We start from the raw sequence: 25,873 nt of genomic DNA, 5'->3' as shown, positions 1-25,873 counted from the left end.
ATGGGTCAGCGCTCTATCAGCGCCCCCTCAACGCGGCGTCAGTTCGACGTCGCCGGCAGATCGAGCGGGATGATGCCCGGCAGATGGCAGCGGGCAATGGCCTGAGCCACCGCTTCGATGGCCGGCAGACGCGTGAAGCTCTTGCGCCACGCCAGCACGACGCGACGGTCCGGCACCGGGGCCGAGAACGGCACATAGCGTAACAAGCTGTCGGGGGCCTGCGTGTCCGGCACCGACGTCTTCGGCAGGACAGTAATTCCGACACCGCTTGCGACCATATGGCGAATCGTTTCGAGCGACGAGCCCTCGAACGTCTTCTGGATGCCATCGGCGTTCTGCGAGAAGCGCATCAGCTCCGGACACACGCCGAGCACATGATCGCGGAAGCAGTGGCCGCTGCCGAGGAGAAGCATCGTCTCTTGCTTGAGGTCGCCGGCATCGATCTGCGTGCGATCGGCCCATGGATGCGAGCGCGGCAGCGCCACCACGAACGGCTCGTCGTATAGCGGACGCACCATCAGGCCGCTCTCGGGGAACGGCAGCGCCATGATCGCGGCATCGATCTCGCCCTGCTTGAGCAACTCGATGAGCTTGAGCGTGTAGTTCTCTTGCAGCATGAGCGGCATCTGCGCCGTAGTCTCGATCATCTCTTTGACGAGCGCGGGCAGCAGATACGGCCCGATCGTGTAGATCACGCCCAGACGCAGCGGCCCGGCCAGCGGATCGCGCCCCTGCTTGGCAATTTCCTTGATGGCGATGGTCTGCTCGAGCACGCGTTGCGCCTGGGCGACGATCTGCTCGCCGAGGGGCGTCACGCTCACTTCCGCCGCGCCACGCTCAAAAATCTGTACGTTCAGCTCGTCTTCGAGCTTCTTGATGGCCACCGAGAGCGTCGGCTGGCTGACGAAACAGGCTTCCGCCGCGCGACCGAAATGGCGTTCACGCGCCACCGCCACGATGTACTTGAGTTCCGTGAGGGTCATGTCGTCCTAACCTGTGTAAATTAATCGAAGTACCGCAATCGATAGATTTTGTTTTTTATAGCACAATCGAGCGGCAATTGCCCGTTTTCGGGCGACGCGCTCATCGTCATCCCCCCGATCCGGCCCCATCCCTCGCCGCCGCACAGACGCCCAGCCAGAGCCAACCAAGGCCAGCGTTCACGCCTTCAGATAGTCTTCCCGCGCCCCAAGCCAGCGCTCCAGATGCGCAGCCACCGCGCCGGGATGGGACTTCAGCAGCACATCGGCCGCTTCCTGCGCCCCAGGAATCAACCACGCGTCCTCATTCAGATCGACGAAGCGCAGCATGGCCGCGCCCGACTGCCGCGCCCCGAGAAACTCACCCGGCCCGCGGATTTCCAGATCGCGCCGCGCGATGACGAAACCGTCGGTCGTCTCGCGCATCGTTTGCAGGCGAGCCTTCGCGCCCATCGACAATGGCGACGCGTACATCAGCAGGCAAACGGATTCTGCGGAGCCCCGCCCGACGCGTCCTCTTAACTGGTGCAATTGCGCAAGTCCGAAGCGCTCCGCATGTTCGATCACCATGAGCGACGCGTTGGGCACGTCCACGCCCACTTCGATGACAGTGGTCGCCACCAGCAGATGGGTGTCGCCGCGCGTGAAGTCATCCATCACGGCGGCTTTTTCTGCCGGGGAGAGACGTCCGTGCACGAGTCCCACGCGCAGTTCGGGCAGCGCCGCGACCAATTGGGTGTGGGTGTCGACGGCCGTCTGCAATTGCAGCGCCTCGCTTTCCTCGATCAACGGACACACCCAGTACACCTGACGTCCGGCCAGCGCCGCCGCCCGAACGCGATCGATCACTTCGGGGCGGCGCGTGTCGCTGATCAGCTTCGTGACGACCGGGCTGCGGCCCGGCGGCAACTCGTCGATCACGGAGACATCGAGATCGGCGTAGTAGGTCATCGCGAGCGTGCGCGGAATGGGCGTCGCACTCATCATCAATTGATGCGGCATGGCGTTTGCCCCCATGCCCGCCGTTTGCATCTTGCTGCGCAGGGCGAGACGTTGCGCCACCCCGAACCGGTGCTGTTCGTCGACGACCGCCATGCCCAGACGCGCGAACGTGACCGTGTCCTGAATGATCGCGTGCGTGCCGATGACGAGTTGCGCCTCGCCGCTCGCCACGCGCGCGAGCGCTTCGCGCTTCTCTTTGGCCTTCATGCTGCCGGCCAGCCATGCGACCTCCACGCCCAACGGCGTGAGCCACGCCGAGAGCTTGCGCAGATGCTGTTCCGCGAGGATTTCGGTCGGCGCCATGATCGCCGCCTGAAAGCCGGCGTCGATCGCCTGCGCCGCGGCCAGCGCCGCGATGATCGTCTTGCCACTGCCCACGTCGCCCTGCAACAGACGCTGCATCGGATGCGGTTCGGCCAGATCGGTCTGAATTTCTGCCCACACGCGTTGCTGCGCGCCCGTCAGACGAAACGGCAACGCAGCTTCGAAACGCTGGAGCAAACCGCCCGGCACGGGCTTGCCGAAGGACGGCGCCGCGAGACGCCGGCGCGCCGCCTGCGCCCGCTTGAGCGACAGTTGCTGCGCGAGCAGTTCCTCGCACTTGATGCGCAACCATGCCGGATGCGAACGCTCGATGAGCGCCGTCTCCGACACGTTAGGGGGCGGCGCGTGCAACAGCCGCACGGCATCGGCCAGCGCCGGGAGGGGATGGTCAGGGCCGATGGCGCGCTGAAGCAGCCCCGTCGGCAACAACTCCGGCAACGGGGTGCGCTCCATGGCGTTGTGAATCGCCTTGCGCAGATAGGCCTGCGACAAGCCAGCCGCGCTCGGATACACCGGCGTGAGGGATTCGGGAAGCGGCGCCGCAGCGTCCTGCACTACGCGGTACGCGGGGTGCACCATCTCCAGTCCGAAAAAACCGCCGCGCACTTCGCCGCGCACCCGCACGCGCGTGCCAATGGCGAGTTGCTTCTGCTGGCTGCCGTAGAAATTCAGAAAACGCAGCACGAGCTCGTGGCCGTCGTCCGCGATGCGTACTACCCACTGACGGCGCGGCCGGTACGCCACTTCGCTCGCCGTGACCACGCCTTCGACCTGCGCCAGTTCGCTGGGCAGCACGTCGCCGATCTTGCGCAGCGTGGTTTCATCCTCGTAGCGCATCGGCAGATGCAGGATCAGGTCGATGTCGCGCTTCAGACCCAGTTTGGCGAGCTTGTCGACCGTGGCGGAGCCAGCCGTCTTGCGTGCGGCGGGCTTGGCGTCTTTTGCGGATTTGGCGGATTGGGAAGACTTCGCCGTCTTTCCCGACTTGGCGGACTTGGGCTCGGGCTCGGAAGCGTGCGCGCCGGTTGGCGTGTCAGTCTCGGCGGACGTGCGCCGCGCGCGTTTCGCAGCGGGGCGGGACGCGGCATCTGCCTGTGCGCCTGCGGCATCGGCAAGATCCACGAGGTCGGCAGGGGCGTCGTCAGGCGCGGTGGCGGGCATTCTGCGTTCGGTCATGCAGTCGCGAGTCGGGGGCGTTCGCCCGTGCGGCACACACCGTGCCGGCAAGCCTTCGGACGAACCAAGTAAAATGTCGGTTGCTACGCATTGTAAACGCTGATGTATACCCTTTCCGATTTCGATTTCGACCTGCCGCCCGAACTGATCGCGCAGACCGCTCTCGCCGAGCGCACGGCCAGCCGCTTGCTGGAGGTCGATGGCAGTGTCACGCCACCCCATCTGTACGACCGGCACTTCGCCGATCTGCCCGGCCTGCTCGCCCCCGGCGACCTGCTCGTGTTCAACGACACCCGTGTCATCAAGGCCCGTCTGTTCGGCCAGAAGGCGAGTGGAGGCAAGATCGAAGTGCTTGTCGAGCGCGTGATCGACAACCGCACCGCCCTCGCCCAGATCCGGGCGAGCAAGAGCCCGGCGCCCGGCACCGTGCTGCGTCTGGCCGATGCCTTCGAGGTGACGGTCGGCGAGCGCGTCGAGCCGTTCTATACGCTGCACTTCCCCGAAGACTGCTACACGCTGCTCGAAACCTACGGCCGCCTGCCGCTGCCGCCGTACATCGAGCACGACGCCGACGCCGCGGACGAAACGCGTTACCAGACCGTCTACGCCCGCAATCCGGGCGCCGTGGCCGCGCCGACGGCGGGCCTTCACTTCGACGACGCCCTCTTCGCCCGCCTCGACGCGCTGGGCGTGCAGCGCGCCGCGCTCACGCTGCATGTTGGCGCAGGCACGTTCCAGCCGGTGCGGGTCGAGAACATCGGCGAGCACAAGATGCATTCGGAGTGGTACGAGATCACGCCGTCACTGGTCGACGCCGTTGCCGCCACCCGCGCGCGCGGCGGACGTGTGATCGCGGTCGGCACGACATCGATGCGTGCGCTGGAGTCTGCGGCGCAGGCCACGCTGGCCGCCGGCGGCGCCCCGGGCACCTTGCGCGCCGGGAGCGCCGAGACGGACATCTTCATCACGCCGGGCTACCGTTTCCAGTTGGTCGAGCGTCTCGTCACCAACTTCCATTTGCCCAAATCGACGTTGCTCATGCTCGTCTCCGCATTCTCGGGTGTCGAGACGATCCGCGCGGCCTACCGCCACGCTATCGAGCAGCGCTATCGCTTCTTCAGCTACGGCGACGCCATGATTCTCTCGCGCGAGACGTTGCGCGACGCGCCGCAAGCCGCCGCCTGAATCCGCACGGCCGTCAGATCCGCGATCGACGGCCGTTCGACCCGGTACAATAGCGCCTTGGCCGCGCATGGGGCGCTGGCCGCTTTTTTTGACGTCCCGCGCGGGCGCCGGCTTGTGTTGCCGGTGGTGCCGGGGCGCACGACACATGCTCAAGTTCGAACTCATCACCACCGACGGGCAAGCCCGCCGGGGGCGCGTCACGCTCAACCACGGCGTGGTCGAGACGCCCATCTTCATGCCGGTCGGCACCTACGGCTCGGTCAAGGCGATGTCGCCGGCCGAACTCGTTGAAAACAACGCCCAGATCATCCTCGGCAATACCTTCCACCTCTGGCTGCGTCCGGGGCTGGAGACGATTGCCGCGCACGGCGGCCTGCACCGCTTCATGGGCTGGGATCGTCCCATCCTCACGGATTCGGGTGGCTTTCAGGTGTTCAGCCTGGGTGAGTTGCGCAAGATCAGCGAGGAAGGGGTGAAATTCGCCTCGCCGGTGAATGGCGACCGTCTCTTCCTCTCGCCGGAAATCTCGATGCAGATCCAGCACGTGCTCAATTCGGACATCGTCATGCAATTCGACGAATGCACGCCGTATGAGATCGACGGCCGTCCGGCCACCGAGGTCGAAGCGGGCCAGTCGATGCGCATGTCGCTGCGTTGGGCCAAGCGCTCGATCGACGAATTCAACCGGCTCGAGAACCCGAACGCGCTGTTCGGGATCGTTCAGGGCGGCATGTACGAACATTTGCGCGACGAATCGCTAGCCGGGCTGTCCGAGCTCGATTTCCATGGGTATGCGATTGGCGGGCTGTCGGTCGGCGAGCCCAAGGAAGACATGATGCGCGTGCTCGAGCACGTGGCGCCGCGTCTGCCTGCGAACAAGCCGCACTACCTGATGGGCGTGGGCACGCCGGAAGACCTGGTCGCCGGTGTGGCGGCGGGCGTGGACATGTTCGACTGCGTGATGCCCACGCGTAACGCCCGCAACGGCTGGCTCTTCACGCGGTTTGGCGATCTGAAGATCCGCAACGCCTCGCACAAGACCGACACACGTCCGCTGGACGAAACTTGCGGCTGTTACACCTGTCGAAACTTCTCGCGCGCCTATCTGCACCACTTGCAGCGAGCCGGGGAGATTCTGGGCGCGCGGCTCAATACCATTCACAACCTGCATTACTATCTCACGCTGATGCAGGAAATCCGGGATGCCATTGAAGCTCACCGTTTCGACGCGTTCGTTGCCCAGTTCCGGGCCGATCGCGCGCGCGGCGTGCAGTAATGGCCGGGGCCCGACAACGATTGAAATGGGCACCGAATCCCCGGGGGAACGGGGTCGGGCAGTGGTAAAATGCCGGGCTTGGATCCTGCATCCTCGCACCGAAACACACGCCGCGCGTGTCCGCAAGACCGGCCACACGCGGCTTTTACACGTCTTACATAAGGAGAACCGAACGTGCTGATTTCCGAAGCCTTCGCTCAGACGGCAGGCGCTGCCAGTCCGACCAGCAACCTGATGAGCTTCCTGCCGCTCGTGCTGATGTTCGTGGTGTTGTACTTCATCATGATTCGTCCGCAAATGAAGCGCCAGAAAGAGACCCGCAACATGCTGGCTGCGCTCGCCAAGGGCGACGAAGTGGTGACGTCGGGCGGCCTGGCCGGTCGTATCTCGAAGGTCGGCGAGACCTTCGTGACCGTTGAGATCGCAGAGAACGTCGAGATCAACGTGCAGAAGGGCGCCATCACGACCCTGCTGCCGAAGGGCACCATCAAGGCGCTCTGATCCTTCGCGCAACCGCTCGCGGCCGCCCTCCCGGCGGCCGCAGTGCATGGCGACGCCGGTCGTGGCGACCCGCGTTGCCGTGCCGGCCGGTCCGAAGCACGGTTTGCCACGAGGCATCACCCTAGCCCGCTGCTATGAATCGCTATCCTCTCTGGAAATACATCGTCATTCTGGTGGCACTTGCCATCGGGGTGCTCTACACGCTGCCGAACCTGTTCGGTGAGACACCGGCAGTACAGATTTCCAGCGTCAAGGCGACCGTCAAGGTCGATCCCTCGACGCTTTCGCGCGCCGAAGACGCGCTCAAGGCACAGAACATTGCCTATAACGGCGCCGTGTTCGACAGCACGGGCAACAACCCGAGCGTGCGTATTCGCTTCTCCGATACCGACACGCAGCTTCGCGCCAAGGATCTTCTTCAGGCGTCGCTCAACACCGACGCAACCGATCCGACCTACGTGGTTGCGCTCAACCTGCTCTCGGCCTCGCCGGAATGGCTTTCCCGAATCCACGCGCTGCCGATGTATCTCGGCCTCGACCTGCGCGGCGGGGTCCACTTCCTGCTGCAAGTCGATATGGCCGGCGCCATCACCAAGCGTCTGGATGCCGCCGCCGCCGACGCCCGCACGCTGCTGCGCGACAAGAACATCCGCCACAACGGGTTGACGCGCACGGATACCGGCATCGAAGCCGTCTTCAGCAGCCAGGACGATGCAGACCGTGCCCGCACCGCCCTCACTGATGGCCTGCCCGACCTTTCGTACACCACGCAACCCGGCCCGAACGGCACGTTCAAGGTCGTGGGCGCGTTCACGGAGGCCGCACGCCGCGCGGTGCAGGACAACGCCGTCAAGCAGAACATCGTCACGCTGCATAACCGGGTGAACGAACTCGGCGTGGCCGAACCGGTGATTCAGCAGGAAGGCCCGGACCGCATCGTGGTGCAGTTGCCCGGCGTGCAAGACACCGCCAAGGCGAAGGACATCATCGGTCGCACGGCAACGCTCGAAGCACGTCTGGCGGATCCCGATGCACCGCGCCTCGTGTCGGCCGATACGCCGGTGCCGCCGCAGGACGAACTGTTCCTGCACGGCAATGGCGCACCGGTGATGCTCAAGCGTCAGGTGATTTTCAGCGGCGATCGCATCACGAGCGCGTCGGCAGGCTTCGACGATCACCAGCAGCCGTCCGTGAACATCAAGCTCGACGCCGCAGGTGGCCGTGTGTTGCGCGATGTCTCGCGCGACAACATCGGCAAGCCGATGGCCATCGTGCTGTTCGAGAAGGGCAAGGGCGAAGTGCTGACGGTGGCCAACATCCGCAGCGAACTGGGTCAGAGCTTCCAGATCACCGGGATGGGCTCGGCACAAGGCGCCAACGATCTGGCGCTGCTGCTGCGCGCCGGTTCGCTGGCCGCGCCGATGGAAATCATCGAAGAACGCACGATCGGCCCGAGCCTCGGTGCCGATAACGTGCAGAAGGGTGTCAACTCGGTGCTGTACGGCCTGGTCGCCATCGCCCTGTTCATGATGATGTACTACATGCTGTTCGGCGTGTTCTCGGTCATCGCCCTGCTGTTCAACCTGCTGCTGCTCGTGGCCGTGCTCTCGATGATGCAGGCCACGCTCACGCTGCCGGGCATTGCCGCTATCGCGCTCACGCTCGGTATGGCCATCGACGCCAACGTGCTGATCAACGAACGTATCCGCGAAGAGTTGCGTGCGGGGGCATCGGCCCAGAAAGCGATTTCGCTGGGCTTCGAGCATGCGTGGGCGACGATCGTGGACTCGAACGTGACCACGCTCATCGCCGGTCTGGCGCTGCTGGCGTTCGGTTCGGGCCCGGTGCGCGCGTTTGCAGTGGTGCACTGCCTGGGTATCCTGACTTCGATGTTCTCGGCCGTGTTCTTCTCGCGCGGTCTGGTCAACCTGTGGTACGGCGGCCGTCGCAAGCTCAAGACGCTGGCGATCGGTCAGGTCTGGCGCCCGGACGGTGCGACAAACGCACCCGACGCAGGCGAGCAATAACCGCAGGCGCGAGAGGAAACAGTCATGGAATTTTTCCGCATCAAGAAAGACGTGCCGTTCATGCGGCATGCCCTGATCTTCAACGTTGTCTCGGCGCTCACGTTTGTGGCGGCGGTGTTCTTCCTGCTCACGCGGGGCCTGCACCTGTCGATCGAGTTCACCGGCGGCACGGTCATGGAAGTGGCCTACACGCAGGCGGCCGATCTCGAGAAGATCCGGGGCGAAGTCGGCAAGCTCGGCTATCGCGACGTGCAGGTGCAGAGCTTCGGCACCTCGCGCGACGTGATGATCCGTCTGCCGATTCAGACCGGCTCCGACGGCAAGCAGATCACCAGCGCGCAGCAGAGCGACGCCGTGATGACCGCGCTCAAGGCCGACGCCCCCGACGTGCAACTGCGTCGCGTGGAATTCGTCGGCCCGCAGATTGGTCACGAGCTGTTCACGGACGGTCTGCTGGCGCTGACCTTCGTGGTCGTCGGCATCATCATCTACCTGTCGTTCCGCTTCGAATGGAAATTCGCGGTGGCCGGCGTGATCGCCAACTTGCACGACGTGGTGATCATTCTTGGCTTCTTCGCGTACTTCCAGTGGGAGTTCTCGCTGGCGGTACTGGCGGGGGTGCTGGCGGTGCTGGGGTACTCGGTGAACGAATCGGTCGTGATCTTCGACCGGATTCGCGAGACCTTCCGCAAGATGCGCAAGGCGACGGTGCAGGAAGTCATCGATCACGCGATCACGACGACCATGTCGCGTACCATCATCACGCACGCGAGTACGGAAATGATGGTGCTGTCGATGTTCTTCTTCGGTGGCCAGACGCTGCACTACTTCGCGCTCGCCCTGACCGTGGGTATTCTGTTCGGTATCTACTCGTCGGTGTTCGTGGCGGCAGCGCTTGCCATGTGGTTCGGCGTGAAGCGTGAAGACCTCATCAAGCACAGCAACAAGGACGAGGAAGACGGCATCGATCGCAACGACCCGAACTTCGGCGCACGAGTCTGACCGGCTCGCAACGCTTCGTCAGAAAAACCGCCGGCGCGTCCTGCGGTTTTTTTTCGTCCGACTGCCCCCCGTGTTCCGGCACGAAGTCGCCCCCCCGAACGTGCAGCCGCGCCGGGCTTGCGGTAATCTCGCGGGATTCGCCATTTACGAAACGTCACGCCAATGAAGCCGATCCGCATCTGGGACCTGCCCACCCGCCTGTTCCACTGGTCATTCGTCGTGTTCGCCGTCGCCGCCTATGTCACCGCCAAAACCGGCGGCAACGCGATGGTCTATCACTTCTGGTGCGGCTATGCGGTGCTCGCGTTGTTGCTCTTCCGCCTGGTGTGGGGCATCGCCGGGCCACGCTATGCGCGCTTCAGTGCTTTCATCGCCGGGCCGCGCGCGTTCTTCCGGTCGCTGCGCAACGCGCCGGACACCGACGCTCGCTTCGCGGGCCACACGCCGCTGGGTGGCCTGTCGGTCATCGCCATGCTGCTGTTCTTCGGCATTCAGGTCGTGCTCGGCCTGTTCTCGAACGACGACATCTTCAACGACGGCCCGCTCGTCAAATTCATCGACAAGGACACGAGCGACATGCTCACTGGCTGGCATCTGCGCAATCAATGGGTGTTGGTGGCGCTGGTGGCATTGCATGTGCTTGCGATCCTGTACTACCGCATTGCGCGCAAGAAGGATCTGATCAAGCCGATGATCGTGGGCGACAAGCCGCTCGCCGCACCGGTGCATCCGGCGCGTGACGACTGGCGGGTGCGGGCAGGGGCGCTGGTGCTGATCGTGCTGGCCTCGGCGCTGGTGTACCGGATCGTACACCTGACCCCGGCGGTGGCGTCGTTACCGTCTTACTGACGGCGCACCACGATGCGCGGGCGGCGCACGCATCGCCTCGTCGCCCATGAAAAAAGCCGGTCGCTGAGCACGACCGGCTTTTTTCATGCAGACAGATGACGCTTACTTCGCGCGGAAATTGTCGTGGCAGCTCTTGCAGGTTTGCGCGGCTTCGCCGAACGCCGTCTTGATCGAGGCGAGGTCGCCGCCCTTGGCCACGGTATTGAGCTTCGCCACGGCCGTTTCCATCTTCTCGGCGGCCTGCTGGAACTTCGCCTTGTCGGCGAAGACTTCCGGCTTGGCCTTGCTCTTGGCGGTGGTCTGACCGCCTTCAAACGCCGGCCACGGCAGCTTCGACAGGGTCGCGACGAGTTCGGCGTTCTTCGCTACGTCGTCCTTGTTGAACGGGGCGTCGCCCTTGACGACGGCACCGATGCGGCCGAAATGATTGCCAAGCAGGAAGAGCGCCGACTGACGATACTCTACGGCGTCGTCGGGCTTGGCGAACTGGGCTTGAGCGAGGGCCGGCACAACGGCGGCGGCAAGCGCTGCAACTGCGAAAGTGAGCTTCATCTGTGGGGTTCTCCTTATGGGTTATGCGGCTATGATACACAGCAACCCAGCGTCGTGTATGACATCCCCGACTCACTGAGTCTTCGCCGCCGGGCCGCCGCTTTCCCGTGTCGTTTTTCATTTTGGAAACCGAACATGACGATAGAATCGCCCCCGCATTCAGCCACGGCACCCGGTACCGGCAGCCCATGCACTACCCAAGAATCGCCTGCATCGGCAAGGGAAGCTACGCTCATCTGCCTGATGTTCTTCGGTTCGGGCATTCCCGCGCTGATCTACCAACTCGTCTGGCAACGCGTGCTGGCGGAAATCTTCGGGGTGCAGATCGAGGCGGTCACGGTGATCGTCACCGCGTTCATGATCGGACTGGGATGCGGCAGCCTCGCGGGTGGCTGGTTGTCGACCCGCACGGGGCTGGCGACCCTGCGCGTGTTCGCGTTGATCGAGCTGTCGATTGCCGCGCTTGGTGCAATATCGCTCCCGGTGCTCGCATGGGTGAGCGATAGGGTGTTGGGGACATCGTTGCCGAGCATGGCGCTGATCACGCTTGCCCTTGTCATTGCCCCAACGATGCTGATGGGGGCGACACTGCCGCTGTTGGTACGTCACTGGGTCATCCACTCCGGCAGCACCGGCGAGAGCGTGGGGCGTCTCTATTGCATGAACACATTGGGCGCGGCCTCTGCCTGTGTGATTGCCTCCTTTCTGATCTTTCCTTTCTCAGGGATGCGAGCGGCAACCTATCTCGCGGCCGCCATCAATGCGACCATCGCCGCTTCAGCACTCGCGACCTACCTGCGTTCGCGTGCGTCGACAAACGGCGGGGTGATGGCATCGCCAAGACTTACTGAAACACCGGCGGCTTGGACCTCGACGGGCGCACCGCTCGCTGTGAAATTTGGCGCATGCCTCTGGCTCGCGGCATTGGGCGGCGGCGTGTCCATGTCGTTCGAGGTCTTCCTGTTTCGCACAATCTCGTTTGCCAGCGGCGGCAACGCGAGCGCGTTCGCGACAACACTGGCAATGTTTCTGGCAGGACTCGCCATGGGCGCACAGGCCGCCGGGCGCTGGTGTGGCGATGCGGCAGGCAACCTGCCCAGGCTTGCTCATCGCATCCTCAATACGCAGCTAGCCGCCATTGTCGTCAGCGCTGCGCTTCTTCCGATCGCCGGGGCGTTGGCGGTGCGTAGTCCGGTGGCCCTCTTCCCGTTCCTGTACCTCGCGGTGTTCAGCATTGGCACCGCATGGGGAACGCTGCTGCCGCTGCTCTCCCAATTGTCCATCGCCCCCGATCATCGCGCGGGATTGAGGACATCCCAGCTTTACCTGGCGAACATCGCCGGCAGCGCATGCGGCAGCCTCTTCACCGGCTTCGTCGCAATGCAGTGCTTTGGGCTCGTACAAATCTCCATCGGCCTGACACTGGCGGGTGCCGTAACGCTGGGACGCTTCGCCTCGGTGCTGCCGGGCACTCCTCGCAACATGCGGCGTCGATACACGGTGGCTGCGCTGGTATTTGCGTTGTGCGCGGCATGGCTCGTGCCGCCGATGACCCGCGACCTGTTCGGTGCGCTCGAATACAAGAGCGCGACGGACACCTCGGCCGTCGTTGACGTGCTCGAAAATCGCCACGGCATCGTCACCGTTGCGGCCGACGGCACGGTCTACGGCGGGGGCATGTACGACGGCAAGTTCAACGTTGATCCGATCAACGACACCAACATGGTGTTCCGTCCATATGGACTCGCGGCCGCCGCGCCTCCCGCCCCCCGTCGGGTATTGATGGTCGGACTGTCTTCCGGCTCGTGGGCACAGGTACTGGTGAACATGCCGGGCGTGGAGTCACTCACTGTCGTCGAACTCAACGACGGCTACGCAACGCTGATCGACCAGCATCCGAACGTCGCCTCGCTGTTGCGCAATCCCAAGGTCACGCTGATCACCGACGACGGCCGCCGATGGCTGCGGCAATATCGCGCTCAGCCGTTCGACATGATCGTCATGAACACAACGTTCTTCATGCGGGCACATGCGTCGCTGCTGCTGTCGCGCGAGATGTTGACGCTGACACGCGACCGGCTGGCTCCTGATGGGGTACTGATGTACAACACCACCAGTTCGCAACGGGTACAACGCACGGGATGCGAGGTGTTTGGCAACGGGGTCATGCTGGGCAACAACCTCGTGCTGTCGACGTCTCCCATCCGTTGGGATCTGTCTCGCTGGCGCGAGGCAATGCTCGCATGGCGCATCGACGGCAAGCCGGTCATCGATCCCGACAATCCGGCCCACCGGGACTATCTGCGCGGGTTCGCACAGCGCTTCCCTGGCCCGGATATCGCCACTGCTGACACTGGCACAACGCCCCCCATGCCCTCCTGCCGGACGATCCTCGCGCAAACGCAGGATGTCACCGCCATCACGGACGACAACATGGGTTCGGAATGGCGCTTTCGCTACGGGATTGAATGACTTGAGCAACGGCGATCGGGATGCAACCCACCACGCAAAACGGGCCGCAGAAGCGGCCCGTTTCGTTGAAGCAACGGCGCGGGTTAGACGCGCTTCGCGAGCGACTCTGCGATGCCGATGTAGTTCGCCGGCGTCATTTCCAGCAGACGGGCCTTCGCGTCGGCCGGAATATCCAGCTTCCCGATGAACGCTTGCAGCGCTTCGCGCGTGATGCCCTTGCCGCGCGTGAGCTCCTTGAGTTGCTCATACGGGTTGGGAATGCCGAAGCGGCGCATCACGGTCTGCACCGGCTCGGCCAGGACTTCCCACGTGTTGTCTAGGTCTTCGTCCAGACGCGCCGGATTGACTTCGAGCTTACCCAAACCACGCAGGCACGAGTCGTAGGCGAGCAGGCTGTAACCGAACGCCACGCCGATGTTGCGCAGCACGGTCGAGTCCGTCAGGTCGCGCTGCCAGCGCGAGACCGGCAGCTTGTCGGCCAGATGGCGCAGCACGGCGTTGGCCAAGCCAAGGTTGCCTTCCGAATTTTCGAAGTCGATCGGGTTGACCTTGTGCGGCATGGTCGACGAACCGATCTCGCCGGCCTTCGTCTTCTGCTTGAAGTAGCCGACCGAGATGTAACCCCAGATGTCGCGGTTCAGATCGAGCAGGATGGTGTTCGCACGGGCCACGGCGTCGAACAGCTCGGCCATGTAGTCGTGCGGTTCGATCTGGATCGTGTATGGGTTGAACGTCAGGCCCAGACGCTGCTCGATGACAGCCTTCGAGAAAGCCTCCCAGTCGTACTCCGGGTAGGCCGAGAGGTGGGCGTTGTAGTTGCCGACCGCACCGTTCATCTTGGCGAGCAGCTCAACGCGGCGAACACGCTCGAGCGCACGGGCCAGACGCACGGCCACGTTGGCCAGTTCCTTGCCGAGCGTGGTCGGCGACGCCGGCTGACCGTGCGTGCGCGAGAGCATCGGCTGCGATGCGTGTTCGCGCGCCAGTTCGCCGAGCTTGGTGACCAGCGATTCGAGTGCTGGCACGATCACCGTGTCGCGAGCCCCCTTGATCATCAGGCCGTGCGAGGTGTTGTTGATGTCTTCCGAGGTGCAGGCGAAATGGATGAATTCGCTGGCCTTTTCGAGTTCGGCCTGACCCTGGACCTTTTCCTTGAGCCAGTACTCGACAGCCTTCACATCGTGATTGGTGACTTTCTCGATGTCCTTGATGCGCTGTGCATCGGCGTTCGAGAAGTTCGTTGCCAGATTCAGCAGGAACGTCTCCGCATCGGCCGAGAACGGGGCGATTTCAGCGAAACCGGCCTTGGACAAGGCGATCAGCCAGTGGATTTCGACCGTCACGCGGTGACGCATGAATGCCGCTTCGGACAGCCACGGACGCAGAGCGTCGGTCTTGCTGGCATAACGGCCGTCGAGCGGGGAAAGCGCGGTCAATGGGGAGAATTCGTCGGACATGGCACTGGGCACCGAAAAAGAAAACCGGGGAGCCGGCGAGGCGCCAACTCGGAAAGGCCAGTATTTTACCATTCCCGGCCCCAACCCTCCCGAGGCCGGCGGCGACCGGTCCGGACCACACGTTATACTCTCCCCCGCGCTCAAGCGATTTATCAAGGATTCACATGAAGTTGATCGGTGCCCTCGCCAGTCCCTACGTTCGCAAAGTCCGCATTGTGCTGGCTGAAAAGAAGCTCGATTACAAGCTCGAGCTAGAGAATGTGTGGGCCGACGACACCCGTATCCAGCAGTCCAATCCCCTGGGCAAAGTGCCCTGTCTGGTGATGGAGGACGGCGAAGCCGTGTTCGATTCGCGGGTGATCTGCGAGTACATCGATACGCTCTCGCCGGTCGGCAAGCTCATTCCCCCGTCGGGGCGCGAGCGCACCGAAGTGCGCTGCTGGGAAGCGCTCGCCGACGGCCTGACGGACGCCGCCGTGCAGATCCGCGTCGAGACGCTGTTCCACGACGAAGCGTCGCGCTCACCCGCGCTCATCGCGCGGCAGCTCAGCAAGATCGAGGAAGGACTGCGCGCCATGGAACAAGGGCTGAACGAACGCCAGTGGTGCGCAAGCAATCGCCTCACACTGGCCGACGTGGCCGTTACCTGCGCCCTCGGCTATCTGGACTTCCGTTACCCGGAAATCCACTGGCGCGAGGCGAATCCGAATCTCGCCAAGCACTTCGAGCGCATGTCTGCCCGCGCCTCGGTCGCCGACACCGTCCCGTCGCTGTAAGCCCCCCCGCCCGAACTGCGCTGGCAGCCGGGCTCCATGCGCACGGCGTCACCGCGTCATTGCCTCATTGCGTCAAGGCATAAGCACCGCAGGCTGGTCGCGTGTGCGCCCGCCCGCCGCTTCGACCGATGGGCTGCGGGTCAGCAACGTTCCCAAGCCTCGCAACAGACGTAACGCGCGATCCGCCGCGACGTCGTCGGTCTGCGCAGCCTTCGCCGGCTGTGTCACATGGGGAGCCTTCGGCGAGGGCGTCGGGGCCGGACGCGTTGTCGCGATATCCCCGATGGCCGGACGCCGCGACGCGCTGCCCCGCGGCACCCGATGTCGCTGCGGCTCAACCGTCTCCGGCCCATTCGTGGTGCGCAGACGCGAATACCCCGCCATCACCTTGCGAACGTAGTTCTGCGTCTCGGGAAACGGCGGTATCTGACGCCCATAGCGCAGTACAGCCCCCTCCCCCGCGTTGTAGGCCGCCAGCACCAGCGGCAGGTCGCCATCGAAGCGCGTGAGCAGCCAGCGGAGGTAGGACGCCCCCGCACGCACGTTTTCGGCCGGGTCCTCAAGACGCCGCACGCCGAAACGCTCCCCTGTGCGGGGCAACACCTGCATCAACCCGATCGCCCCTTTTCCGGACACCGCCTGCGGATCGTATCCCGACTCGACGTCGATAATCGCGTGTAGCAGTGCCGCATCGACCGACGCCACTTCGGCAGCGCGTTGTACCAGCATGTCGAAGGGCCGTGCTTGCGAAGACGCCATCGGCGTCGGTGCGAGGGCCAACGGCGCTTCCGTTGCCGCGGGCTCTGCTGACGCCAGCGCTTCTGTGGAAGGGATCGGTGCCGACTTTGGCGTGTCGGGTTCGTCGACCACGGGAACGTCCGCGGTAACGCGGGCGTCTACGAGCGGCGACGGCGGGTTCACGATGGCACGTGGCTCGGGCACCAGAAGCCGTGCATCGGCCACGCGCGGATGAAGCGGCAACAATCCACGATTGCCGGCCGTCGCGGGTGTCGACAGACTCAGCACCCCCATCACGAACACGACCCACCGCAACGACCGGCAGCCGAGCGCCCCCATACGTGAAACCAGGCACAGAGGAGCACTCATACCCGCCGCCTCCCGTCGATACGCGTCGACTTGGCCGAAGTGTCGCCATCTCCGGAACGCTCCGCCGACATCGGATCGCCGCTCTGGCCTGCCGGCTCGTCCTGCACTGCCCGCACTTCGTATGGCAAATCGAGCGCGAGCCGCAGAATCGCCGCGACCGCGTCGAACAAATCGGTAGGAATGGGGGCATCGATCTCGACATCGCTCATCAGGCGACGCGCCACGGACACATGCTCGACCACCGGTACGCCTTCGCGCTCGGCGAGCCGCACGATCGTCCGTGCGCGGGCGTTGCGGCCCTTCTCGATTACGAGCGGCACGGGCGTCTCACCGGGCACATAGCGCAGGCAGATCGCAATGTGCGTCGGGTTTCGCACCACAGCTGTCGAGCGCTTCACATTGTTCGACAGACTGCCGCTTTCGATCGTCTCCCGGTGAATGTCGCGGCGCTTGTTCTTGAGGTCCCGATTGCCCTCGACCTCTTTCGATTCGCGCTTGATCTCGTCATGAGACATCCTCAATTGCTTGTGCAACTGATACTTCTGATACGCAAGGTCGAGTCCGCCAAACACCACGTAGGCAACGACAAGCACGGCCATCAGCCAGAACAACAACCGGGTCGTCAGCGCGATGCCGCACGCGGGGCCGCATTGCGGCAGCGCCGCCAGCGAAGGCGTGTATTGCCGGATGAGATAGAAGAACACCATCCCCAGCACGCCGACCTTGACGAGCGACTTGCCGAACTCGAAGAGCGACTGCATCGAGAACAGTTGCTTGGCCTTCGCGATCGGATCGATGCGTTCGTACTTGGGACGAATCACCTCTGGCGCCACGAGCGCCCCGACCTGCATCACCATGGCCAGCCAGGTCGTGACGATCAACAGCAGCGCGAGTCCGCCGCCGAAACGCACCAGAAGCAGCAGCGACGGCCCCAGCATGCCGCGCACGGCGTCGTCGACCGGATCGTTCAGCACCGCCAGCATGCGCGACACGAGTGCCTCCATCGCTTGATAAAGCGCGGGGCCTTCGAACGTCAGCCAAGCAAGCACCACGCCGAGCTGCATGCACACCGCGAGGTCGGCGCTCTTCGCGACACGGCCTTTGGCGCGTTCGTCCTTGATCTTCTTGGGGGTAGGCGGCTGACTCTTTTCGCTCATGGGCGTCTCACGATGCGGGCAGCGTCAGCGTGGTCCAGGCGCGGAACACATCGGGCAAGCGATACCAACCCGCGAGCGGCACGGCGATGGCAAACGGCAGGCTCGCCACCGTGACCAGCAGCGCCATGGCGCTTTTCACCGGCATGGCGAGGAAGAACACATTGAGCTGCTGCGCGGCGCGATTGACGAAACCCATCGACATGTCGACGAGCACCATCACGACCATCGCCGGCAGGGCAACCGCCACGCACATGACTTGCATCGCCTGCCAGAGCGTGAGCAACCACGCCACGCTGCCGTCATGCCATTGCCACGGCTTGCCGACCGGCAACGCGACGTAGGACTCATACAGCGCGGTGAGCATGGCATGCGCCGCCGGGGTGATGAAGAACAGCACACAAAGCATCTGCGTGAGCGCGACACCGAAGACGGACGACTGCGCCCCCATCAACGGATTGAGCACGCTCGCCATGGACGCGCCGCGCATCGTGTCAATCACATACCCCGTCATATCGACGGCCCAGAACGGCAACGCGGCGGCAAACCCAAGCAGCCCCCCGATGCATAGCTCTTGCAGAATCAGCAGGGCCCACGCCCCCCAATGCGTGGGCATGTCGGGCGTGGCATGCACCAGGGCGACGACCGGCAACGCGAGTGCGAGCACCAGCGCGTTGCGCAGCATGCCCGCGCCGAGCATGCCGACCGAGAGCACCGGCAGCAGCATCGCGATGCCCAGCGGGCGCAGCATGGCCACGCCCCACGCGACCAGCCAGCCGTAGAGGTCGCCCCACAACGGCGAGAGCACCGTGTCGAGTGCGGGGTCCATGCCCGGCACGAGAGAGGTCGCCATGCCGTTCACCGCATCCGGCTGATCTGCTCGAACGCGTTGCCCGCGTAGTGGAGCAGCACATGGCCCATCCACGCATAGGTCGCAGCGAGCGTGACCGACACGGCGATGAGCTTGATGAGGAATTGCACAGTCTGGTCCTGCACCTGCGTGAGCGCCTGCACCAGCGAGACGAGTACACCGACTACCGACGCCACCACGACCGTCGGCAGCGACAGGAGCAGCGTCAGCCACAACATCTCGCTCGTCAGATTGACAACGACGGCTTCGCTCATGAGTGCGCTCCGGGGGCCGTCATGCGTAAGAGAGCATCAACTGACGCACCAACTGCTCCCATCCGTTCATCATCACGAAGATCAGCAGCTTGAACGGCAGCGCAATGGTCATGGGCGAGACCATCATCATGCCCATCGCGAGCAGAATGTTCGAGATCACCAGATCGATCACGACGAACGGCAGATACAGCAACAGGCCGATCTTGAACGCCTCGGCCAGCTGGCTCAGCGCGAAGGCCGGCATCAGCACGAGCAGGGAGTCCGGCGCGAGGCGAGCACGATGCGCCTGCGGCCACGTCTCGCTCGCGATGTTCGCGAAGAAGTCGCGTTGCCTCGCATCGGTATGGCGGGTGAGAAACGCTCGGTACGGCGACAGGATGCTCGCGTCGACATCGGCCACAACACTCGTGGACGACAGCGACACGGGACGTGTCTCGAGATTGGCCTCGATGTCGAACGCCACCGGGGCCATGATGAAACAGGTGAGCACGAGCGATAGCCCGTAGATGGCGATGTTGGGGGGAATCTGCTGCGTGCCCAGCGCATTGCGCAGTAGCGCGAACACCACGGCCAGCTTCAGAAATGCAGTCCCCAGCACCACCAGCAGCGGCATGATCGATAGCAGCGACAGCAACACGATGAGCTGCACCGGGTGGTCGAGCAAGGACATGCAAACTCCAATATGCGTTGTTGACGGCGGCCAGATGCGCATGCCACGCGGTGTCGACGCCGCGTGGCAACGCGAGACGAGGTGGAACGCGGCAGGACAAAGCAGAACGGGGCAGGACGAAGGCCGGAAGCGGCCACGGTGGATCACCGTGCGCAGACAGACCACCGCGCGTCGCGGCAAGCGCACGAGCGATGTTAGGTCGGCGCCGGATGCACGCCCATCGGGTCACCACCCGAAATATCGCCCGGCGGATCGTCGCAGGTCGGGGTGTCATGCACGAACGGCGCGTCACTTTTCTCGTCGATATGGACCGCGAGACGTCCGTCCTCGAAACGCATCAAACGCCCGCTGGCCCCCACTGCGCGGCGGCTCCGGAGCACAATGCGTCCGGCGTGCAACGCACTCGGCGCCATCGGTCGGTGAGCAGCCCCGGGCACGCCCGCGCGCCACGCCATCAACAACGGAATGGGAAATGGCTTTTCGGTAACGACGGCATCCCATCGCGCGCTGTCCGTGCGATCCATGCCGCTCATGTCGTCGAACTGCACGACATGGCAATCGGACGGCCGGCCATCACACATGGCGATCGCGTAGTCGCCATCTATCAGCCAGTATTCGCCTCGCGCGATATCCGCCGCCACATCGAGCAGGACGGCGTCGCCCGCGTGCAGCGCTTTGTATTGCGTTGCGGGTAAGGTCACCCATCCCGCCACGAGTGCGCAGCAGCGTTCAGGCCAGCCCGCCGGGTCCAGCGGCACGTCGTCTGGCGTCGCCCGACGGCAGCGCTCGCGCAGCCACGCGCTCGCCCCGTCGAGATAGATCAATGCCAACTGACGCCCCTCTCGCTGCAACACCATGCCGACGCGCCACGACGTCTCCACACGTTCGCGCGACAGGGACGTCGCGATTGGCCACAGCGTCTTGTCGTCGGTGTCTCTCCACGCGTCGCGAAAGGTATGGGCCGACGCGTCCCCCGTTGGCCCGCCTCCGTCGTCCAGATCGCTAAGATCGCCCGCGCCCTGCGTCGCCAGCGTGAGCGATGCAGCGCTGGCGTGCCAGGCCACCGGCAAGTCGTCCCAGGACGGCACGGGCAAATGCGCCGCAAGCCAGTCGCACCACTGCTGCGCGTCACACCAGAAACGCGTCTGACCGGTCACGCCCTCGTCAACGCGCGCGGTCACGACAAGGCCATCGCCGCCCGCCCGCAGCCACCCGACACGCACCTGCGTATCGCCTTCGACGAAGCTCAGACTGCCCTCGCCCACCAGCAGATCGTCCAGGGGACCCGGACCGGCCACCGGGTCGGTGCCCGACTCATGGCGCATAGCGCGCCTCGACTTCGACGGTGACCGAGCGCTTCAAGCGCAGCGTCAGCGCGCGAGACAATCGACCGCGATGCGCCAACAAGCGCCGATACATCGCGAGCCGCACACAGAGCAGACTCACCGTCACGCCCTGCCGCCCCCGACGCGCTTCGACGACCAGCGTATCGAGCGCGCCCCCGTGCACGATGACGCGCAGCGAACTGCCGCCATCCCAGTTCGCATCCTGACGAGCATGCCAGACACGCAACCAGCGCAGCACGTCGGCGGGGCCAGTCACCCGCGCTGCCGTTTCCGGTGCCAGCGAAAACGCCGGCTCGCCGCTGTCTTCGAATCGCCTGTCGTGGCGGGTCGTGGTGTCACGCTGATGCGATGCCGATTTATCCGAAAGACCGATAAAGGCATCGGCCGACAGGGCACTTCGGTGAATGGTGGTCATCGTGAAGTCCTCGTGATGGCGAAGGGTATGACCGCATGTCGTTTGACGTGCGGGGTTCAGCATCTCGACGTTGCGACCGACGGGTGCACACCCCACGGTCTCGCTGCCGATTCAACTGCGGTAAAGCGCCAGCAATGCGTTCAGCTTTTCCTGCTTGCGGGCGTTGGCTTGCAGACGTTCGCGCTGCTGCTGCAACGCGACTTCAGCCTGTTTCACCTGTTCGAGCGCTTCGCTGAGCCGGCGCTTCGCTTCGCCCAGCGCCACGCGCTCCGCCTCCACTGAGCGCGTCACGCCGGCCGCCTCGCGTTGTGCGTAGACGCCGCCGCGCGACAATGCGTCTTGCCACACGCGGCGCTGCGTGTCGCATCCACGCTCGCGCTCGACGACCGCGTCTTCGGCATCGCGCGCTGCGGCGCTCATGCGGGTGAATGCCGCGCGCAACGCGGCTTCACGGCGTTTTGCCAGCGTGGCCAGCGCGGCAATGCCTTCGCAGTCCTTCAGGTCACCAGATGATCGAGCCATGCGCGGGTATCGTCGAAGGGCGCAACATCGTGCTGCGACTGACAGAGGAATGCGCGAATATCCGGGGCCCGCGCGAGGGCATCGTCCGTCTCCGGATCGTTGCCCATCTGATACTCACCCACGCGCACCAGCAATTCGACGTCAGCCGCCAGCGCCATCGCACGTCTTACGCGCGCGGCGGCTTCGACATGCTTGAGGTCGGTCACCTGCGACATCACCCGCGAGAGGCTCTTCGCCACATCGATGGCCGGATAGTGGTTTTCCTGCGCGAGGCGTCGCGACAGCACGATATGACCATCGACGATCGAGCGCACTTCGTCGGCGAGCGGCTCGTCGAGGTTGTCGCCTTCGACAAGCACGGTGTAGAAGGCGGTGATGCTGCCACGCGCCGCCGTTCCCGCACGCTCCAGCAACCGGGGCAGACGCGCATAGAAACTCGGCGGCAAACCGCTCGTCGCACCCAGCGGCTCGCCGGCGGCCATGCCGATGTCTCGCGCCGCCCGCCCGAAGCGCGTCAGAGAATCCATGAGCAGCAGCACGTCCTTGCCCTCGTCACGGAATGCTTCGGCAATCGCCGTCGCGGTGTACGCGGCCTTCATGCGCTCGAGCGCAGGACGATCCGACGTCGCCACCACACACACCGTGCGCGCGCGCGCTTCCGGCGTGAGCGCCAGCTCGAGAAACTCCCTCACCTCCCGGCCACGCTCGCCGATCAGCGCAAGCACAATGACGTCGGCCTCGGCGCCCTGGCACATCATCGAGAGCAACGTGCTCTTGCCACCGCCCGCCGCAGCGAAAATGCCAAGCCGCTGGCCTCGGCCGCAGGTGAGCATGCCGTCGATGGCACGAACGCCGATGGGCAGGCAGCGCGACACGAGCGCACGTGTCATGGCAGGCGGTGGCTCCGCGTCCAGCGCTCGCCATGCCATGTCGGATGACGGCGCACCCTTCGATGACGCCGACGGCACCAGCGGCCGCCCCAACCCGTCCAGCACCTCACCGATCAGGGAATCTCCAACGGCAACGCGCGACGACGTTCCCAACGCCTGCACCAGCGCGCCGTTCGCCACGCCGGTCGGCTCGGCGTAAGGCGCCAGCCAGACATGACGCCCCTCGACGGCAATTACCTCGGCGTCGAGTTCCGGCGACACCACACGACACTGCTCGCCCAGCGCGGCGCCGGGCAAACGGGCACGCAATGCATTCGGCGTGATCTTGTCGATCTGTCCGTAGCGAACCTCACGGCCCGAGCCCCGGCGCCAGTCGTCACAGGCTTTGCGCTGGGCGTCGAGCGTGCGGCGCAGGCCATTGGCAATGCGAGCGGCGTCGGGGCGTCGCATCTCAGAAGGCTCCCTGGACGTCGATGGTGCCCAACACCCGGACGTGCGGCTCGTCGGCCACTTCCTGGAAAGACAACACGGGCAGATCCGCGCGGTCGCGTTCGATCAGTTTGCGCAGAAAGCGACGCACATCCATGGCTGTGAAGAGCACGACGGGCGTGCCGTCGTGGCCCTTGAGCACATCGTCGATTGCCCCCATGATCGCGTCGGTCTGCGTGGGATTCAGATCGGCATAGGACCCTGACGATGTCTGCCGCACGGCAGCGCGCACTGCGTCTTCGATGCCGCGTCCGACGTTCCATCCGGTGATGTGCTCGGTACCGCGGCGAAAGCGTCGCGTAATGTGACGCCGCAGACTCAGCCGCACATACTCGGTCAGCATGATCTGGTCACGCTCGCGCGGCGCCCATTCGATCAGCGCCTCGAAGACTCGCCGGAGGTCGCGAATCGAAACGCCCTCCGCCACCAGCCGCTGCAAGACTTCCGCCGTCCGGCTGATCGGCAGTTGACGTTGCAGTTCCTTGACGAGTTCGCCGTAGCGATCTTCCATCGCATCCATCAGGAAGCGCGCTTCCTGCACGCCGAGGAAATCTGCGGCATGCGCGTCGATGACCAGCGACACGCAATGCGCCACGCGATCGGCCCCTTCCATGACCGTGCCGCCCTGCGCCAGCCACGCTTCGCGCTGCGTACCGTCGAGCCAGAACAGCACCTGCCCGCCGAACGACAGCGGTGTTTCGCGTGGCGCCCCGGCGTCGAGGTTCCGCAATTTTTGTATCGGATGGGTGGCGTCATGACAGGCCAGTGCAACGTCGGGGGCCACGTCGATGGTCATCACGCTTTCGTGATACAGCTGAATGTCCAACGTGCCAGCCGGCAGGGTCTTGTCGACATCGACCTTCACTTCGGGCATCGGCACGCCGAACTGCTCGAACTTCTTCACGCGCAGGGCATCGATGCACGCGGCGAGCGTGGTCGTACTGCCGTCGGCATCGGTCAGCGTCGAACTCACGCGTACCAGCAGCGGCTGGGCTCCCGGTTTTCCACCCTTCGTCTTTTTGGCGTCGTCACCGTCTGCGCCTGCCGCGTCCTTCGCGCCTTTGCTGTCGCGGGCGAGACGACCCGCCCACCACGAAGCACCGCCCGCCAACGCGGCGAGCAGCAGGAAGTAGTGCATCGGAAACCCCGGAATCAGTCCGAACAATACGAGCACTACGGCCGCCAGCGTCAGCGAACGAGGTTGTGCCGCGAGCTGATCGGTCAGCTCGCGAGCCAGATTGCGCCGCTGCTCGCCGGGAACCCGCGTCACGATGATCCCCGCCGTCACGGAAATGAGCAGCGCCGGAATCTGCGAGACGAGCCCGTCGCCAATGGAGAGAATCGCGTAAATCGCCGCGGCGTCGCCCGCACTCATGCCGCGCATGAAAACACCGACGCCAATGCCGCCCAGCAGATTCACGACGATGATGACGAGCCCCGCGATGGCGTCGCCCTTGACGAACTTCATGGCCCCGTCCATCGCGCCATAGAACTGGCTTTCGCGCTGCACCGTGCGCCGTAGACGTTTGGCCTCGGCGGCATCGATAGTGCCCGCCCGCAGGTCGCCGTCGATACTCATCTGCTTGCCCGGCATGCCGTCGAGCGAGAAACGTGCGCCGACTTCCGCCACGCGCTCGGAGCCTTTGGTAATCACGATGAAGTTCACGACGGTGATGATCAGAAAAACGATCATGCCAACGACGATGTTCCCGCCGGCCGCGAAATCGCCGAACGTGTAGACGATGTCGCCCGCGTCGGCGTGCAGCAGAATCAGACGGCTCGTGCTGATCGTCAGTCCCAGCCGGAACAGCGTGGTCATCAGCAGAACGGAAGGAAACGCCGAGAAATCGAGCGGCTCGTTGATGTAAAGCGCCACCATCAGAAGCAGCAGCGACAGGCCGAGATTGAGCGCGATGAGCAAGTCCATCGCCCACGGCGGCATCGGGATGATGATCATCAACACCGTGACCAGCAACAACCCGGCCAGGACAATGTCCTGCCGCCCGGCGGCGAGCCGCAGCCACGTCAGCATCCGCGTCATGAACCGGTCTCCCTTTGCTGCTGGGCGTCGATGCGCTCGAGCAGCCGGCGCATTCGGGTGATGCACGACAGCCACTCGACGGCCTGAAAGTTTGCGCTGGCCGGCGGCGTGGCGATCAGCATCGGACGCCCCTGCGCCACACAGGCACGCACAGGAATGCCGAAACTCCATTCCGGGGCACAGGCTTGCAGCAGCGACGGCAACAGGCGTTCGGCACGCGCGGCGCGATGAGCAAGCGCCAATACCAACGTCACGCCATACGCATCGACCTCCGTCATCAACACACAGGGGGCCAACGCAATTCGCATGCGCGGCACGACGCGTTGCGGCGGCAGCGCCAGCAATTCGAAGAGCAGTTCGAGCTTGCGTTGGGTCTGGGTGTCCATCGGCGGTCTGGCGTTGGAATCTTGCCGGCAGGAATTGCCGGGCTGGGAGAGCGCTCGGAAAGCGGCAGCGGGCATGGTCGCCCATTCACGATGGCGACGGCTATCCGGCGCAGACCTGAATTTCTCGGCGCAGCCGCCGAGCGATCATG

23 protein-coding genes are annotated in these 25,873 nt (G+C 64.5%); 8 read left to right on the top strand and 15 right to left on the bottom strand.

Annotated features, from left to right (window positions below; all coding sequences use genetic code 11):
- Positions 1-38: 38 nt before the first annotated feature.
- Complete coding sequence (locus tag PI93_RS04420) at positions 39-983, bottom strand: LysR substrate-binding domain-containing protein (RefSeq protein ID WP_039374543.1); 945 nt, start codon at positions 981-983, stop codon at positions 39-41.
- Between the two features lie 177 nt (positions 984-1,160).
- A complete protein-coding gene (gene recG, locus PI93_RS04415; RefSeq protein ID WP_039374545.1) occupies positions 1,161-3,482 on the bottom strand; it encodes an ATP-dependent DNA helicase RecG in 2,322 nt (773 codons plus the stop codon).
- A 102-nt stretch (positions 3,483-3,584) separates the two neighbouring features.
- Between recG and queA the strand changes: the two genes are divergently transcribed.
- From queA to PI93_RS04385, 6 genes are all read left to right on the top strand, one after another.
- Positions 3,585-4,667, top strand: coding sequence for a tRNA preQ1(34) S-adenosylmethionine ribosyltransferase-isomerase QueA (gene queA, locus PI93_RS04410; protein ID WP_039374547.1), 1,083 nt, complete (start codon positions 3,585-3,587; stop codon positions 4,665-4,667).
- 145 nt (positions 4,668-4,812) lie between these two features.
- The gene (gene tgt, locus PI93_RS04405) at positions 4,813-5,943 is read left to right on the top strand and encodes a tRNA guanosine(34) transglycosylase Tgt (protein WP_039374548.1); all 1,131 of its coding nucleotides are present in this window, start codon (positions 4,813-4,815) and stop codon (positions 5,941-5,943) included.
- 234 nt (positions 5,944-6,177) lie between these two features.
- Positions 6,178-6,444: a preprotein translocase subunit YajC gene (yajC, locus tag PI93_RS04400; RefSeq protein ID WP_233179920.1), complete on the top strand. Its 267-nt coding sequence runs from the start codon at positions 6,178-6,180 to the stop codon at positions 6,442-6,444.
- Between the two features lie 134 nt (positions 6,445-6,578).
- On the top strand, positions 6,579-8,471 hold the full coding sequence (secD, locus tag PI93_RS04395; protein WP_039374551.1) for a protein translocase subunit SecD: 1,893 nt from the start codon (positions 6,579-6,581) through the stop codon (positions 8,469-8,471).
- A gap of 24 nt (positions 8,472-8,495) precedes the next feature.
- The gene (secF, locus tag PI93_RS04390) at positions 8,496-9,473 is read left to right on the top strand and encodes a protein translocase subunit SecF (protein ID WP_039374553.1); all 978 of its coding nucleotides are present in this window, start codon (positions 8,496-8,498) and stop codon (positions 9,471-9,473) included.
- 162 nt (positions 9,474-9,635) lie between these two features.
- Complete coding sequence (locus PI93_RS04385) at positions 9,636-10,322, top strand: cytochrome b/b6 domain-containing protein (protein ID WP_039374554.1); 687 nt, start codon at positions 9,636-9,638, stop codon at positions 10,320-10,322.
- A gap of 102 nt (positions 10,323-10,424) precedes the next feature.
- Here the strand turns inward: PI93_RS04385 and PI93_RS04380 are convergent, their stop codons facing one another.
- Positions 10,425-10,874, bottom strand: coding sequence for a c-type cytochrome (locus PI93_RS04380; RefSeq protein WP_039374555.1), 450 nt, complete (start codon positions 10,872-10,874; stop codon positions 10,425-10,427).
- A gap of 135 nt (positions 10,875-11,009) precedes the next feature.
- On the opposite strand from PI93_RS04380, the gene PI93_RS04375 reads away from it, so the two are divergent.
- Positions 11,010-13,346 (top strand): fused MFS/spermidine synthase, encoded by a 2,337-nt coding sequence (locus PI93_RS04375; RefSeq protein WP_144400490.1) that lies wholly within the window; start codon positions 11,010-11,012, stop codon positions 13,344-13,346.
- Positions 13,347-13,429: 83 nt separating this feature from the next.
- On the opposite strand, the gene purB is transcribed toward PI93_RS04375, so the two are convergent.
- On the bottom strand, positions 13,430-14,803 hold the full coding sequence (gene purB, locus PI93_RS04370) for an adenylosuccinate lyase (RefSeq protein ID WP_039374603.1): 1,374 nt from the start codon (positions 14,801-14,803) through the stop codon (positions 13,430-13,432).
- A gap of 164 nt (positions 14,804-14,967) precedes the next feature.
- On the opposite strand from purB, the gene PI93_RS04365 reads away from it, so the two are divergent.
- On the top strand, positions 14,968-15,579 hold the full coding sequence (locus PI93_RS04365; RefSeq protein ID WP_039374558.1) for a glutathione S-transferase family protein: 612 nt from the start codon (positions 14,968-14,970) through the stop codon (positions 15,577-15,579).
- A 72-nt stretch (positions 15,580-15,651) separates the two neighbouring features.
- On the opposite strand, the gene PI93_RS04360 is transcribed toward PI93_RS04365, so the two are convergent.
- The 11 genes from PI93_RS04360 to PI93_RS04310 all read right to left on the bottom strand — a co-directional run bounded on the left by PI93_RS04360 (position 15,652) and on the right by PI93_RS04310 (position 25,724).
- Positions 15,652-16,686 carry a lytic transglycosylase domain-containing protein gene (locus PI93_RS04360; RefSeq protein ID WP_236105727.1) on the bottom strand — a complete coding sequence of 345 codons (1,035 nt, stop codon included), beginning with the start codon at positions 16,684-16,686 and terminating at the stop codon, positions 15,652-15,654.
- Positions 16,683-17,843, bottom strand: a complete 1,161-nt coding sequence (locus PI93_RS04355; protein ID WP_080759432.1) for an EscU/YscU/HrcU family type III secretion system export apparatus switch protein — start codon at positions 17,841-17,843, stop codon at positions 16,683-16,685. The genes PI93_RS04360 and PI93_RS04355 overlap by 4 nt, the downstream gene beginning before the upstream one ends.
- Positions 17,844-17,850: 7 nt before the next feature.
- The gene (gene sctT / locus PI93_RS04350; RefSeq protein ID WP_052241023.1) at positions 17,851-18,693 is read right to left on the bottom strand and encodes a type III secretion system export apparatus subunit SctT; all 843 of its coding nucleotides are present in this window, start codon (positions 18,691-18,693) and stop codon (positions 17,851-17,853) included.
- A gap of 5 nt (positions 18,694-18,698) precedes the next feature.
- On the bottom strand, positions 18,699-18,965 hold the full coding sequence (gene sctS, locus PI93_RS04345; protein ID WP_039374559.1) for a type III secretion system export apparatus subunit SctS: 267 nt from the start codon (positions 18,963-18,965) through the stop codon (positions 18,699-18,701).
- Positions 18,966-18,984: 19 nt separating this feature from the next.
- A complete protein-coding gene (gene sctR / locus PI93_RS04340; RefSeq protein ID WP_039374561.1) occupies positions 18,985-19,635 on the bottom strand; it encodes a type III secretion system export apparatus subunit SctR in 651 nt (216 codons plus the stop codon).
- Between the two features lie 194 nt (positions 19,636-19,829).
- The gene (locus PI93_RS04335) at positions 19,830-20,960 is read right to left on the bottom strand and encodes a hypothetical protein (RefSeq protein ID WP_039374563.1); all 1,131 of its coding nucleotides are present in this window, start codon (positions 20,958-20,960) and stop codon (positions 19,830-19,832) included.
- Positions 20,950-21,396 (bottom strand): hypothetical protein, encoded by a 447-nt coding sequence (locus tag PI93_RS04330; protein ID WP_144400489.1) that lies wholly within the window; start codon positions 21,394-21,396, stop codon positions 20,950-20,952. Before PI93_RS04330 ends, PI93_RS04335 begins: the two co-directional genes overlap by 11 nt.
- A gap of 111 nt (positions 21,397-21,507) precedes the next feature.
- Positions 21,508-21,918, bottom strand: coding sequence for a hypothetical protein (locus PI93_RS04325; RefSeq protein WP_039374565.1), 411 nt, complete (start codon positions 21,916-21,918; stop codon positions 21,508-21,510).
- A complete protein-coding gene (locus PI93_RS04320; protein WP_039374567.1) occupies positions 21,894-23,258 on the bottom strand; it encodes a FliI/YscN family ATPase in 1,365 nt (454 codons plus the stop codon). The genes PI93_RS04325 and PI93_RS04320 overlap by 25 nt, the downstream gene beginning before the upstream one ends.
- A gap of 1 nt (position 23,259) precedes the next feature.
- On the bottom strand, positions 23,260-25,338 hold the full coding sequence (gene sctV, locus PI93_RS04315; RefSeq protein ID WP_039374569.1) for a type III secretion system export apparatus subunit SctV: 2,079 nt from the start codon (positions 25,336-25,338) through the stop codon (positions 23,260-23,262).
- Positions 25,335-25,724 (bottom strand): hypothetical protein, encoded by a 390-nt coding sequence (locus PI93_RS04310; RefSeq protein ID WP_039374571.1) that lies wholly within the window; start codon positions 25,722-25,724, stop codon positions 25,335-25,337. Before PI93_RS04310 ends, sctV begins: the two co-directional genes overlap by 4 nt.
- Positions 25,725-25,873: the final 149 nt, after the last annotated feature.

It is taken from the genome of Pandoraea fibrosis (genome assembly GCF_000807775.2).
Taxonomy (GTDB): domain Bacteria; phylum Pseudomonadota; class Gammaproteobacteria; order Burkholderiales; family Burkholderiaceae; genus Pandoraea; species Pandoraea fibrosis.
Note: the sequence above shows the minus strand (reverse complement) of the source record. Positions and strands in the feature narration are given on the sequence as shown.